Annotated in this window: 11 protein-coding genes; 8 read left to right on the top strand and 3 right to left on the bottom strand. The window is 44.6% G+C overall.

The window, feature by feature from the left end; translation table 11 throughout:
- Nucleotides 1–92: 92 nt before the first annotated feature.
- Entirely contained in the window at nucleotides 93–2,102 is a 2,010-nt protein-coding gene (locus DUN60_RS09545; RefSeq protein ID WP_162808230.1) for an NADPH-dependent 2,4-dienoyl-CoA reductase, read from the bottom strand.
- A gap of 279 nt (nucleotides 2,103–2,381) precedes the next feature.
- Between DUN60_RS09545 and sppA the strand changes: the two genes are divergently transcribed.
- Together sppA and ansA are read left to right on the top strand one after the other, a co-directional pair.
- The gene (sppA, locus tag DUN60_RS09550; RefSeq protein WP_114633837.1) at nucleotides 2,382–4,232 is read left to right on the top strand and encodes a signal peptide peptidase SppA; all 1,851 of its coding nucleotides are present in this window, start codon (nucleotides 2,382–2,384) and stop codon (nucleotides 4,230–4,232) included.
- Between the two features lie 118 nt (nucleotides 4,233–4,350).
- The gene (ansA, locus tag DUN60_RS09555; protein WP_114633838.1) at nucleotides 4,351–5,367 is read left to right on the top strand and encodes an asparaginase; all 1,017 of its coding nucleotides are present in this window, start codon (nucleotides 4,351–4,353) and stop codon (nucleotides 5,365–5,367) included.
- A 215-nt stretch (nucleotides 5,368–5,582) separates the two neighbouring features.
- Here the strand turns inward: ansA and DUN60_RS09560 are convergent, their stop codons facing one another.
- Entirely contained in the window at nucleotides 5,583–5,864 is a 282-nt protein-coding gene (locus DUN60_RS09560; protein WP_017092496.1) for a YeaC family protein, read from the bottom strand.
- 113 nt (nucleotides 5,865–5,977) lie between these two features.
- Here DUN60_RS09560 and DUN60_RS09565 point away from each other — a divergent pair, with 113 nt between their 5' ends.
- A complete protein-coding gene (locus DUN60_RS09565) occupies nucleotides 5,978–6,784 on the top strand; it encodes a DUF2989 domain-containing protein (RefSeq protein WP_114634317.1) in 807 nt (268 codons plus the stop codon).
- A gap of 143 nt (nucleotides 6,785–6,927) precedes the next feature.
- Here DUN60_RS09565 and msrB read toward each other — a convergent pair whose 3' ends face one another.
- Nucleotides 6,928–7,365, bottom strand: a complete 438-nt coding sequence (gene msrB, locus DUN60_RS09570; protein ID WP_017072517.1) for a peptide-methionine (R)-S-oxide reductase MsrB — start codon at nucleotides 7,363–7,365, stop codon at nucleotides 6,928–6,930.
- Between the two features lie 319 nt (nucleotides 7,366–7,684).
- On the opposite strand from msrB, the gene gap reads away from it, so the two are divergent.
- The 5 genes from gap (at nucleotide 7,685) to DUN60_RS09595 (ending at nucleotide 14,244) form a co-directional block, all read left to right on the top strand.
- A complete protein-coding gene (gene gap / locus DUN60_RS09575) occupies nucleotides 7,685–8,680 on the top strand; it encodes a type I glyceraldehyde-3-phosphate dehydrogenase (RefSeq protein WP_026012234.1) in 996 nt (331 codons plus the stop codon).
- 287 nt (nucleotides 8,681–8,967) lie between these two features.
- Nucleotides 8,968–9,852, top strand: coding sequence for a D-hexose-6-phosphate mutarotase (locus DUN60_RS09580; RefSeq protein ID WP_114633839.1), 885 nt, complete (start codon nucleotides 8,968–8,970; stop codon nucleotides 9,850–9,852).
- 312 nt (nucleotides 9,853–10,164) lie between these two features.
- Complete coding sequence (locus tag DUN60_RS09585) at nucleotides 10,165–12,201, top strand: methyl-accepting chemotaxis protein (protein ID WP_114633840.1); 2,037 nt, start codon at nucleotides 10,165–10,167, stop codon at nucleotides 12,199–12,201.
- 193 nt (nucleotides 12,202–12,394) lie between these two features.
- Entirely contained in the window at nucleotides 12,395–13,213 is an 819-nt protein-coding gene (rlmA, locus tag DUN60_RS09590; RefSeq protein WP_114633841.1) for a 23S rRNA (guanine(745)-N(1))-methyltransferase, read from the top strand.
- Between the two features lie 71 nt (nucleotides 13,214–13,284).
- Nucleotides 13,285–14,244: a ChaN family lipoprotein gene (locus DUN60_RS09595; RefSeq protein WP_114633842.1), complete on the top strand. Its 960-nt coding sequence runs from the start codon at nucleotides 13,285–13,287 to the stop codon at nucleotides 14,242–14,244.
- The last annotated feature ends 80 nt before the right edge of the window (nucleotides 14,245–14,324 follow it).

The following is a 14,324-nucleotide window of genomic DNA, read 5'->3' on the forward strand; positions in this document are numbered from 1 at the left end:
TAAATCTATGACTTAGGAGCCTTATTTATTTTTCCACTTCAAGCTAGTTTAGCGAGAAAATTTAACGATGTTCTAAGGCTTGATAACCCGCTCTACAGTTTAATAGCTAGCTCAACACCTTGACGGATAGCTCGTACCGCATCCAACTCACCGGCATAATCAGCACCGCCGATCACGTGAAGCTTGCCACCAAACTCTTGCCACATGTCTTCGAATGGACGAACTGAAACCTGACCCGCACACACGATAACGGAATCGGCATCGAGTACCTGATCTTTCTTACCAACGCTGATGTGCAGACCTTGGTCGTCAATCTTGTTGTAGCTCACGCCACCAAGTAAGTTCACACCACGTTTTTCTAATGTGCGTTTATGAATCCAACCTGTAGTTTTACCTGGGCCTTTACCGACACGCCCGACTTTACGCTGCATCACCCAAACCGTTTTATCACTGAACGAATCAGGATAAGGATAAAGTCCACCAGGGTGTTCCATATTCTTATCAATGCCCCACTCATGCAGCCAGTCATCCAAGCTGTGAGAAGTCGGCTCTGTCAGCATAGTTGCCACATCAATACCAATACCACCGGCACCAACAATCGCGACTTTTTCGCCTACTGGTGTCTTTTCGCGAATCAAGGTTTGATAATCGATTACGTTTTCTTGGTCAATCCCTTCAATATTAAGCTTTCTTGGCTCAACACCGGCAGCCATCACGACTTCATCGTACTTCAACAACATCTCAAACGTCGCTTCAGTATCCAGTTTTAAGTTCACGCCTGATGCATCTATTTGATTAGCAAAGTAACGAATCGTTTCTCTGAACTCTTCTTTACCCGGAATCTGCATTGCCAATCTAAACTGCCCACCGATACGGTCATTTTTCTCAATCAGATCAACATTATGACCACGCTGTGCCAACGTCGTCGCGCAGGCTAAACCAGCAGGCCCAGCGCCAACCACGGCAATAGTTTTGGTCGCTTCGGCAGGCTGAACAACAATTTCAGTCTCGTAACAAGCGCGAGGGTTCACCAAGCAACTCGCTCTTTTGCCCTTAAATACATTATCAAGACAAGCTTGGTTACAACCGATACAGGTGTTAATGAACTGCGCTTGGTCTTGAGCGGCTTTATTAACAAAGTCAGGGTCTGCCAAGAATGGACGAGCCATTGATACCATGTCGGCCTGTCCTGAACTGAGGATACGTTCGGCCTCTTCTGGCGTGTTGATACGGTTACATGTCACCACTGGGATCGACACGTATGGTTTAACTTTTTCCGTCACCCAAGAGAATGCTCCTCTTGGAACTTGTGTCGCAATAGTCGGGACACGAGCTTCATGCCAACCAATACCAGTATTGATAATGGTCACGCCCGCTTCTTCTAGCTTCTGAGCCAAAAGTACAACATCTTCGAACGTGCTGCCTTGCTCAACCAAATCCAGCATCGATAAGCGGAAAATAATGATGAAATCTTTACCCACCGCTTCGCGAATCGATTTAACGATCTCTAATGGGAAACGCATGCGCTTCTCATAAGAACCGCCCCATTCGTCATAACGCATGTTGGTACGTTTACAGATAAATTGGTTAATCAAGTAACCTTCAGAGCCCATGATTTCAATGCCGTCATAGCCAGCAACCTGAGCTAGCTCTGCACTGTTGGCAAAAGCACCTATGGTCTTTTTAATTTGACGAGGGCTCATTTCACTCGGTGCAAACTTGGCGATTGGCGCTTTGATGCCCGAAGCACTTTGCGCGAATGGGTGCATTGCATAGCGGCCAGCATGCAGCAACTGAAGGGCAATTTTACCGCCATGCTTATGCACGGCCTCGGTAACAACTTGGTGAGCTTTTGCGTGCTTAACTTTACTGAACTCAGCACTAAATGGGGTCAATCTGCCACGTAAATTAGGAGAGAAACCACCGGTAACAATAAGGCCAACGCCTCCTTTTGCTCGCTCTTCATAAAACGCGGCAAGCTTGTGGAGGCCTTCTTTATTTTCTTCTAAACCCGTGTGCATTGATCCCATCAATACACGGTTACGTAACTGAGTAAATCCAAGATCGAGTGGTTCGAGTAAATGTGGGTACATGGCAGACATCACTTCTATTATTATATCCTTGTGGTCTGACCACAATATAACTCAATCACCAAAAGTTCAAACAACCGTTTACATTTTTGTAACACCGATCATAATGCTGAAGGTATTAATCGTTCAGAAACCCTTAATTTGTCTACACTTAATGAGAATATATATCGATTAACAATTCTTGGTGTAGTTTGAGCTAGGGAATTATCGTAGGATACTAAGCAGTTCATATTATTGAGATTAATAGTACTGTTGCTTGTTAAAGCCACGTGATCTCACTGCGGAGACATAATGAAAAAGATATTCAAATTTATAGGTATGATCTTTAAAGGGATTTGGAAGCTCATCACGTTTGTGCGTCTTGCGCTCGTTAACCTCTTCTTTTTACTCAGTATCGCCATCATCTACTTTGTATACTTCCACTCAGACACAGCTCAGCCCACCGTTCCACAGGAATCGGCTTTAGTACTTAACCTGTCTGGTCCTATCGTGGAGCAAAGTCGCTATATCAACCCGATGGATTCGGTCACGGGTTCACTGCTTGGCAAAGACCTTCCAAAAGAGAACGTCCTGTTTGATATTGTTGAGACGATTCGCTACGCCAAAGACGATGACAACGTTACGGGTATCGTTTTAGCACTCAAAGAACTGCCAGAAACCAATCTAACCAAGCTTCGCTACATTGCTAAAGCACTCAACGAGTTCAAAGCAACTGGCAAACCAATTTATGCGGTGGGTGACTTTTACAACCAAAGCCAATACTACCTAGCCAGCTACGCAACTAAAGTCTTCCTATCACCAGATGGTGGGGTTCTTCTTAAAGGCTACAGCGCTTATTCGCTTTACTACAAAACGTTATTAGAGAAGCTAGACGTCAACACGCACGTTTTCCGTGTTGGTACCTATAAGTCAGCTATCGAGCCTTTCATTCGTGACGACATGTCAGATGCAGCGAAAGAATCTGCTTCTCGTTGGTTAGGCCAATTATGGGGCGCATACGTTGATGACGTGAGCAACAACCGTCAGATCGACGCGAAAACGCTGAACCCAAGCATGGACTCTTTCTTAAAAGACCTTGAGTCGGTTGATGGCGATATCGCAAAACTGGCAGAGAAGCTTGGTTTAGTTGACGAACTGGCGACTCGCCAGCAAGTACGACTAGAGCTTGCTGACGTTTTCGGCAGTGATGGTCAAGACAGCTATAACGCGTTTGGGTACTACGAGTACCGTACAACCATGCTTCCAGACCTAACAAGTGAATCGCACGATGTTGCTGTGATTGTTGCTAGCGGCGCAATTATGGATGGTAAGCAGCCACGTGGCACCGTTGGTGGTGATACCACAGCAGCACTACTTCGCCAAGCGCGCAACGACGATAAAGTAAAAGCTGTTGTACTTCGTGTAGACAGCCCAGGTGGTAGCGCATTTGCTTCAGAAGTTATTCGCAATGAAATAGAAGCGATCAAGCAAGCGGGCAAGCCGGTTGTTGTCTCTATGTCTAGCCTTGCCGCTTCGGGTGGTTACTGGATCTCGATGGGTGCGGACAAAATCCTGGCTCAACCAACGACCTTAACTGGTTCGATTGGTATCTTTAGTGTTATCACAACCTTCGAAAAAGGGTTGAACGATATTGGTGTTTACACTGATGGCGTTGGTACGTCGCCTTTCTCTGGTCTTGGTCTTACGACTGGGCTTAGCGACGGCGCGAAAGATGCGTTCCAAATGGGCATTGAAAACGGTTACCGCCGATTCATCAGCCTAGTTGGAGAGAATCGCGGCATGGAAGTCGATGCTGTCGACAAGATAGCTCAAGGCCGAGTTTGGACTGGCCAAGATGCAATCCAGAAAGATCTAGTCGATGAAATTGGTGATTTTGATGATGCGATTGCAGCAGCGGCTTCACTTGCAGAGCTTGAAACCTACAACATCTACTGGGTAGAAGAACCACTTTCAACGACTGAACAATTTATTCAAGAATTTATGAATCAAGTTCAGATGTCGATAGGCTTTGATATTCAATCAATGATTCCAAGCAGTTTACAACCTGTTACTCAGCAGTTAGCTCAAGATAGTCAGCTGTTAGGCAACTTTAACGACCCACAAGGCCGATACGCTTTTTGCTTAAATTGCCAAGTTCAATAAGATAAGGCCAACGCTTTGTTATCAAGAGGCGCCTCTGTGTGAGGCGCCTCTTTTTATTGCATGATAATTCGCTATAATCGCCCCCCTGTTCCCTATATCACACTAAGTATTAATCGCCATGGAAAGAAAACACATCTATATCGCGTATACCGGCGGCACAATTGGCATGCAGAAGTCTTTGGACCACGGCTATGTCCCAGTCGCAGGTTTTATGGATAAGCAGCTAGCTGGCATGCCTGAATTCCATCGCCCAGAAATGCCTGAGTACACCATTCATGAATACTCTCCATTAATGGACTCTTCAGATATGACGCCACTTGATTGGCAGACTATCGCTGATGATATTCGCGCGAACTACGATAAGTACGATGGTTTCGTTATCCTACACGGTACAGACACAATGGCTTACACCGCCTCTGCTCTGTCTTTCATGCTGGAAAACCTCGGCAAACCTGTGATTGTTACGGGCTCTCAGATCCCATTGGCAGAGTTACGTTCAGATGGACAAGCAAACCTGCTGAATGCTCTGCACATTGCAGCGAACTACCCGATCAACGAAGTGACACTGTTCTTCAACAACAAGTTGATGCGCGGTAACCGCAGCACAAAATCACACGCAGATGGCTTCAATGCGTTTACCTCTCCAAACCTAACCCCATTGCTAGAAGCGGGTATCAATATCCAGATCAGCAATAACGTTAAGGTAAACGAGCAACCTGAAGGTGCTTTCAAGGTTCATAATATTACTCCGCAACCCATCGGCGTAATCACTATGTACCCAGGCATCTCACATGAGGTGATTCGCAACACGCTACTACAACCTGTTAACGCAATGATTTTGCTTACTTTTGGTGTTGGTAACGCACCACAAAATCAAGAGCTACTTCAGCACTTAAAAGACGCATCAGAACGAGGTGTGATTGTAGTGAATCTCACTCAGTGTTTGGCGGGTAAAGTCAATATGGGTGGTTACGCGACGGGTTGCGCACTAGCAGAATCTGGAGTTGTCAGTGGTTACGATATGACACCAGAAGCGGCACTGGCGAAGTTACATTACCTGTTGAGCCAAAACTTAAGCTACGAACAAGTGAAGGATAAAATGCAACAAGTGTTGCGCGGTGAGATGAGTTTATAAGCTTGTTCAGCTATAGGTTTAGAGGTTTAGAGCTATAGGTTCAGAGGTGTAGCTATAGGTTTAGCTATACGTTTAACCAAAACCTTCGCATTAACCCAGTCGTTTCATGGGTATCGCAGGCGTTTAACGTGAACTAAATCGTTTTATTGCTTATAAATAAACGGCTTAACAGCTAAAGGGGTGGCACAGTGCCACCCCTTTGTTGTAATTTAAGCCTAATGATTCGGGTTAACCCTAACAATATCTTCTTGGTCTGACTTAAATTGCTTCTTAAGCTCAGACTTAGATTTAAAGCTAATATCACCACCAGCTGCAACTGTCATATGTTGAGCTTCGGAGTTATGTTTAGATTGATATAACATAACTGCTTGCATACACGAGTCGCGCTGTTCTTTAGAGAGCGCCGTACCTTCTGGCCATTTACCCGTCTCAACGGCGTAAGTTAAACGTTCGTAGACCTCGGGTGTCATTGCGCTAAGAAGTTGTTCTGCATCCATGATAAAGCCTTAGTTTTAACAATTTTCACCAGAAAATAACCCGTAACAGAATTGAGTCAAGAACCTGACCGATAATAAGTGCATTCGATCACAAGTGAAGGAATATGAAAATGATGAAACGGTTGGCGATTAGCCTATTACCTTTCACTCTGGTTGGGTGTCTTGAAGGAAATAAAAATACCGATCAACTCTGTCAAAGTAATCCGGGGCTGCAGTGTGAGGAGTTGAACATGAACGATGGACAATGCCGCGTCGCACGTACCGACCTCATCTGGCATCGATTTGAAGTTCAGAAGCGACCCTCCGAAGCCAATAAGATTAAAGAGTTCAAGTTAGTCACTGCGTACAAAAAGTGCCTAGAGCTTGCGGCGCAGATCGAGACGATTGACCAATCTAAGCTGCAAGAGCGTCGCTTTACCTCTTTAATGCACAGCATCGAAGAGTCTGAGCGTATTGTAGATGAACTATCACAATCCAATACACCGGAAACGCTTTACTTCTTGTGGTCACAAACCGGGGACACCAACGCCAGACGCAGTTTCCTACAGCTAGAAGGGAAAGAAGCGTTAAATACGGCAGAAATGCAATATGCCTTAGCCACCTTCTATACCACCCGTGATCATGCAAAAACGCTTAAGCTACTCAATAATGCGTTAACGCTTTCAAATGGTTCGGTCGTCAACACTGAAATCTTCAAGTCGATGGCCAGTATCAACCACAGCCTTGGTCATATGGAAAAAGCGTACGTGTGGGCAATGGTTGCCAAAGACTTTGATGTGCCCATTGCTTCTGAAGCTGAGCTCACTGTGCTGTATCGTTTCGACAAACCTCAATACAAACAATTCAATGATGATGCTGAAAAGATTGTCGAAGCCATTGAAGACGGCGTTTACACCGCGTCTATAGTGCCGAACTATTAGTTTTGATTTCTTAATGCATAAAAAAACAGCTACCGTCATGGTAGCTGTTTTTATTTGTACTAGAGTTAATTCTGAAATCTTGGGCTGTTCAATAGTCCTTAATCGACAAGTACGACCTGTAAGGATTAAACAATAGTTACAAGTTATTTCGTACTTTTGTCATTTTTGTTGAAAATTAACGACACAGAATTAACACAGAATCGCTCACCTGTTGTCTGCGGGCCATCAGGAAAAACGTGACCTAAATGGCTATCACATGCAGTACAACGGATCTCCACACGCTTCATTCCGTGACTTAGATCCTCTATATAGCGTACCGCTTCATCACTTACTGGGGCATCAAAGCTTGGCCAACCGCACCCAGAGTCATATTTGTTATCCGACAGAAACAAAGGGCTTTCACAGCATGTGCAGCTATAGACACCAGTGTTATGGTTGTGCAGTAACTTACCGCTATATGGGGCTTCAGTACCACGTTCACGGCACACAGCAAATTCGTCGTCCGTTAGGCGCTCACGCCAGTATTCATCAGGCTTTATCATATTTCCTCCCTTTTGAACCACGTTAATATCTCTCCACATTCTCAGTTATTATATTTACTTTTTTCTATAAAGGCTTGCATATCAGTCGTTTTGTAGCACATACTTTCTCACCAGGAAACATTGTACATATACACTCATAAGTGAATCATCATTTAGGGGTATTTTACCCAACTGGAAGGGTACAGAGCCACTTGCAATGGTCAATTTTCAACCACTTACGCCCAATTGTTAAGAAAAGCGTCGCTTTTTTTTGACATTAAACAAGTTAAGTCGGATTATCTATTGCAGATGTATACTGGATTCTGTAATTTTACTACCAGTTATCTTTAATCAGAAATTAAGTTGTGGAGCAACTACAATGACTATCAAAGTAGGTATTAACGGTTTTGGCCGTATCGGCCGTTTCGTATTCCGCGCAGCTCAAGAGCGTGCAGACATCGAAGTAGTAGGTATTAACGATCTAATCGACGTAGAGTACATGGCATACATGCTTAAGTACGACTCAACTCACGGCCGTTTCAACGGTACTGTTGAAGTTGAAGGCGGTAACCTAATCGTTAACGGTAAAACTGTACGTGTTACAGCTGAGCGTAACCCAGAAGATCTTAAGTGGGATGCTATCGAAGTAGACGTAGTTGCTGAAGCAACTGGTCTTTTCCTAACTGACGAGACTGCACGTAAGCACATCACTGCTGGCGCTAAGAAAGTAGTTCTTACTGGTCCTTCTAAAGATGCAACTCCAATGTTCGTAATGGGCGTTAACCAAGCATCTTACGCTGGTCAAGACATCGTTTCTAACGCTTCTTGTACTACTAACTGTCTTGCACCTATCGCTAAAGTACTTAACGATAAGTGGGGCATTGAGTCTGGTCTTATGACTACAGTTCACGCTACTACAGCAACTCAAAAAACTGTAGATGGCCCTTCTGCTAAAGACTGGCGCGGTGGCCGTGGTGCTTCTCAAAACATCATCCCATCTTCAACTGGTGCTGCTAAAGCTGTAGGCGTTGTTCTTCCAGAACTAAACGGCCTTCTAACTGGTATGGCTTTCCGCGTACCAACTGCTAACGTATCTGTAGTTGACCTAACTGTTAACCTTAAAGCATCTGCATCTTACGAAGAAATTTGTGCTGCAATGAAAGAAGCTTCTGAAGGCGAAATGGCTGGCGTTCTTGGTTACACTGAAGACCAAGTAGTATCACAAGATTTCATCGGTGAAGTTCAAACTTCAGTATTCGATGCTAAAGCTGGTGTTGCTCTAACTGACAAATTCGTTAAAGTTGTATCTTGGTACGACAACGAAATCGGTTACTCAAACAAAGTTCTAGACCTAATCGCTCACATCTCTAAGTAATTTCTTTTTAGAAATAGCTTTAGATAAGCATTAGCGAAGACTGTTTTGAGCAGACTTTGAAAAAGGCGACCTTAGTGTCGCCTTTTTAATACCTGCTATCTTTTAAGCGGCTTCGACCCCGATAGCCAAAATGCCTTGGCTAGTCACACACTAAAACTTAACCTAAACCTAAAACTTAAGTCAAAACGCAAAATTTAATTCCAATACTGGCTCTGCTTGTCACTCATAAAATCACAAGCACTGTTCTAGTCAGCATTTGAATTCAATTTCCTTAGAAGGATCATGTAATGGATTTATCTACTCTACCTGCACTGACTGTACTTTCAGATAACGTGACTATCGTTGAACACGAAGGTGTAAAGCTGGTTCGCGTTATCCATGATAAAGCAAACGCAGCTATTTCATTGTTTGGCGGCCATGTCGTGTCATTCCAACCACAAGGCCAACAAGACCTTATTTGGATGAGCCAACAAGCTAAATTCGATGGAAAAACAGCTTTACGTGGTGGTATTCCAGTATGTTGGCCTTGGTTTGGTCGCATTGCTGCACCTGCTCATGGTTTTGCACGTTCAAGCGAATGGCAATTAATTGAGCACCGTGAAAGCGAAGCAGGCGTTATTGTAAGCCTAGGCCTAAAGCCTAGCGAAGCGACTCTGGCAGTGTGGCCGCATCAGTTCGATGCTCGACTGAATGTTGAAATTGGTGACCAACTAAAAGTAACGTTGGACGTGAAGAATACAGATTCACAACCATGGACTTTCTCTGGCGCACTGCACACTTACCTAAATGTAGGTGATATTCACAACACAACCACAACGGGTATGGGTGCTGAGTACATTGATAGTCTGCAAGGTGGCAAGATCTGCCAAGGTGGTTCTGAACTGGTACTGACCGACACGATTGACCGCGTTTACACGCAACCAGAAGCGCAAATCTTTGTTGCTGACAAAAATCTGGATCGCACACTAACGGTTGAGAACCACGGTCATAACTCTGCAGTATTGTGGAACCCGTGGGCGGAAGGCGCTGCAGGTATGGGCGATATGCAAGACGACGGTTACCTAACCATGATGTGTGTAGAATCAACACTACACGCACCAAGCCTAGAAACTGGTAAAACGCTACAGCCTGGCGAGAGCCACCAGCTTATTACGGTTATCTCTTCGAACTAAGCTTCTAGCTAATCGAATTAAAAAAATGCAGCTCATAACGCTGCATTTTTTATTGCCCCGAACCTCACACGTACCGTCCAGTAATCAATGTCTTAACACAAGCCCGTAGTCCATCACCTCTTCGTTTAACTCCACGCCACATGGCTCTCATCACTCTAGTTTATAAATATAACTATCAATTCATTAATTATTATCAATTCATTAATTATTATCAATTACTGCCGATAAATAAGTACCTATGATAGAAAGATCAATAACAAACTTCCTTAAAACCACTTAACAACACCTCAATGAAGACAGGATAGTGAATTCATGTTCGAGAAATACAAAAATCAAAGTGTTGGTTTCCAACTTAAGTTGGTCATTTTGCTGTGCTTGCTTATTGCCTTTGGCTCCATTGCAACACTCGTGTACCGCAATGCCTCACAGGTATTATTAGACAACACGTTAAAAGAACACCAATCCAAAGTAGAAGCGATGGCCAAAACCATCTCTGGTCAGTTTGATGCTTACCTGCATACCGCTAAAGTTTTAGAATCCACTTTTCGTAACGGTTACCTAGCAGGTGTTTATGTTGAAAGTTATGACGTTGAGTTCAACGGTCATTCAATTCCCAACATGACTCAATATGGTGAGAGCCTAATAAATGACACTAAACTCGTTGATAGCTTTACCCGCGACACCGGCGCCGTAGCAACCCTATTTGCCCCATTTGGCGACGACTTTATTCGTGTCTCTACTTCTCTTAAAAAACCTTCAGGCGAACGAGTCGTTGCGACCACGCTAGGGAAAAATCATCCAGGCTATAGCAAACTCAAAAATGGCCAGCCTTATTACTCTCAAGTTAAGCTCTTCGGTCAACGTTACATCACCTACTATGCGCCTTTGACCAATGCTCAAGGCAAAGTAAACGGTGTCTCTTTCATTGGTCTGCCAGTAGAAGAGGCGACTCAAAGCCTGTTTGAATCTTTACGCTCGGTTTCTTGGGGGGATACGGGATACACCATCATTGTCGATAACGAGCAAGATCATCAAGGCCAGTACTTACTGCACCCTACTAACGTTGGCGGTGGTAAATCGATTGTTGATGTTGCTGACTACGACGGCAACAAACCTTTCTATCAGATCTTTGAACAGCAATCCGGTTTGATTCTCTACCCTTTTGAGTACCAAGGAACTGTAGGCGAAAAGTATCTCGTCTACACTGAAGTTCCTGGTTGGGATTGGAAACTACTTGGCGGTACTTTTATCAAGGAAGTGACCAAGGGCAGTGATGAATTACTCAAGCTCATCGCTATTATTGCTACCTTGATTGCTGCCGCTACCATCGTCGCGTTAACCTTCGTGTTAAACCGTACACTGACGCCACTAACGACGTTAAACGAGTACATGCTGCGTTTAGGAAAAGGCGAAGTAAGCCTACATATCCCAAACAATGGCAAGCAAACGAAAAACGAGATCAGCAACCTAAATACCGGCGTTGCAAACATGGCTGCTCAATTGAATACACTCGTGGGCGAGATACGTACGACCAGTGATCAAGTTCAGAATAGCTCGAGCAGTGTGTCACAAGATGCCAGCCACAACTTGAGTCAATCTGATCGCCAGCAAGCACAGGTTGAGCAAGTCGTTACGGCCATTGAAGAGATGGCCACCTCTGCAGAATCTGTAGCGCAGCAAGTGAACAGCATTGCTGAAAATGTTCGCCTTGCAAATGAAGACAGCCAGAAAGGTTTAGAAGTCGTTGAAGGTGTGTGTATTGATGTTGCCCAGCTGAATGATCAATTAGACAAGTCAGCATCGGCCATCGAGCAAGTGAGTTCTGATAGCGAAAGCATTCAAACCGTCACTAAGATGATTGATGACATCGCAGAACAAACCAACTTACTTGCGTTGAACGCTGCGATAGAAGCAGCTCGTGCGGGTGATCAGGGGCGTGGTTTTGCCGTTGTCGCTGACGAAGTAAGAACATTGGCTCATCGTACACAAACGTCAGTGCAAGACGTAGTGAGCATCATCGAGAAGTTGAAATCTTCCACTAACAATGCCGTGAACCTGATGACACAAAGCCAATCGAATGCCAACCAAGTACTCGATAAAGCGCAAGAAGCAGGCACGGCTCTAGAGTCGATAGCCTCTCAAGTTGAGTCTATTGCTTCTCAAGCTGAAACCATCGCTGCGACATCAGAAGAGCAAGCTCAGGTTTCTCAAGAAATAGCAGCGAACGCGCATGCGATCAGCGATTTGAACCAACAAAGCCGTGAAACTAGCGCCAAGACCTCTCAAAGTGCTGATGAACTTCAAAAACAAGCTGAGTCGTTGAAGAACCAAGTTAACTTCTTTAGCTAGAAGCCGAGTTCACTGTTTCTATCAGTGACTTGCTCATAACCAATAGAGCCAACCATACGTTGGCTCTATCTCTTCACTAACAGGCTCTACCTATTCACAGATTGCCGTTAGCCAAGACAGCTGCGTTTATTCTAGCGCCCCACTATGCTTCCTGTTAAAATTTTGGACTTGAAATTTCTACCTCGAGTTCGCAATGACTTACCAATGCCCTTTGTGTCACCAACCTTTATCTCAAAACGATCGTACGTTTAAGTGTGAAAAGAACCATCAGTTCGACCTAGCGAAAGAAGGCTATGTCAATTTGATGCCAGCACACCACAAACGCTCAAAAGATCCAGGTGACAACAAAGAGATGATGCAGGCTCGTCGCCGCTTCCTTGAAGGCAACCACTACAATCCAATGCGCCAAGCCGTTGTTGGTTTATGCGCTAGCTATCTGCCAGAAACAGCCCCTAGCCTATTAGATATAGGTTGTGGTGAAGGTTATTACACCAATGAAATTGCGGTAAACCTTCAAGAAAAGAATGGCGCTACTTTTGGTCTAGATATCTCTAAGATTGCTATCAAATACGCCGCTAAACGCTACCCAGCGGTCGACTTCTCAGTCGCTTCTAGCCATCGCCTACCCTTTGCTGAAAATAGCTTAGACGGCATTCTACGCATTTACGCACCTTGCAAGGCAGAAGAACTGCAACGCACGATCAAAGACAATGGTGTGGTGATCACCGTGACACCTGCTAGCCGACACCTTTATCAGCTGCGTGATGCGATTTATGATGGCGTTCGTTTGCACGATGAAGATCCAGAGATGATCGAAGGTTTTACTCTTGAGCACCAAGAGCAACTAAACTATATGATGGAACTATCGGGGTCAGACGCATTCGACCTGCTACAGATGACGCCGTTTGCTTGGAAAGCGAGTGAAGAATTTAAACAACAACTCACCGATTCAGAGCAATTCAACTGTGAAGCTGACTTTATGCTACGAGTGTACCGCAAACAACTTAATTGATATTGATTATCGTTTGCATTGAAATCTCATCTTGCCTCCTTTAGTATGCGTGTTCTTCAAGGAGGCATTTCATGCAACGTATTATTCTTATCGGATTAGCTACCCTGCTTACAGCTTGTGCTAATCAACCTTCAAACAACACTTCTCAAAAAGTGGCTAACACGCAAACGCAAGCCGTTTCCACATTCTACGACTACCAATTCGCGTCTCCACAAGGCGAAGCGCTTTCTCTCAATGCATTACCTAAACAGCTGATTGACGCTGATGTGGTTCTTATTGGCGAATGGCACACTCACTCGGCAATCCATCGCTTCCAAACCGATTTTTTAAAAGTGCGCCGCAACGCCACATCAAACATCGCGCTTTCAATGGAACAATTCACTCGAGAGCATCAAGACACATTAAACCAATATCTAAATGATGAGATTGGCGAACAAGTTCTTATGTCTCAAGCCGCTGCTTGGCCAAATTACGAAAGTGATTACCGCGCGTTAGTGGAGTTCGCTAAAACCAACGACGTCAATATCATTGCGGCAAACGCACCAAAACCCTTTGTACAGTGTATCGGCCGTAAAGGATTATCCTATCTAGATCAGCTAACGACGGAACAGCGTCAATGGATTGCTTCAGAAGTGGATACTGGCGATAGCCCTTATAAAGAAAAGTTCATGGCTTCGATGCATCACGGAACACCAGAGCAAACAGAAAAACAGTTTGCGGCTCAAGTAACATGGGACGAAACCATGGCAGAGTCGATTGTTGATTACCACGCATCAAACCCAGACCAACAGGTGATTCATGTGGCCGGTAAGTTCCACACCGAAGGTGGTTTAGGCACTGCAGCATCGATTCTACGTCGTAACCCTGATTTGAAAATTGCCATCATCAGCCCAGTTGAAGAGATCTCATCGGATAGCAGTGACTATCAGCTTGAAGTTCTCGCGCCACCGGCTCGCTTTGTAAAGAAAGAGAACCGAATGAAGGCATATAAGCACCTATCTAAGCGCGGATCCGATCTCAAGTGCGACTAAACTCGCTATCCAGACTTAATCTTATTCAAGTTTAGGTCTGGCATGCTACAAGTCTGGCAAACTAAAAGCTTGTTCAATCG

This window comes from Vibrio splendidus (genome assembly GCF_003345295.1).
Classification (GTDB): Bacteria; Pseudomonadota; Gammaproteobacteria; order Enterobacterales; family Vibrionaceae; genus Vibrio; species Vibrio splendidus_K.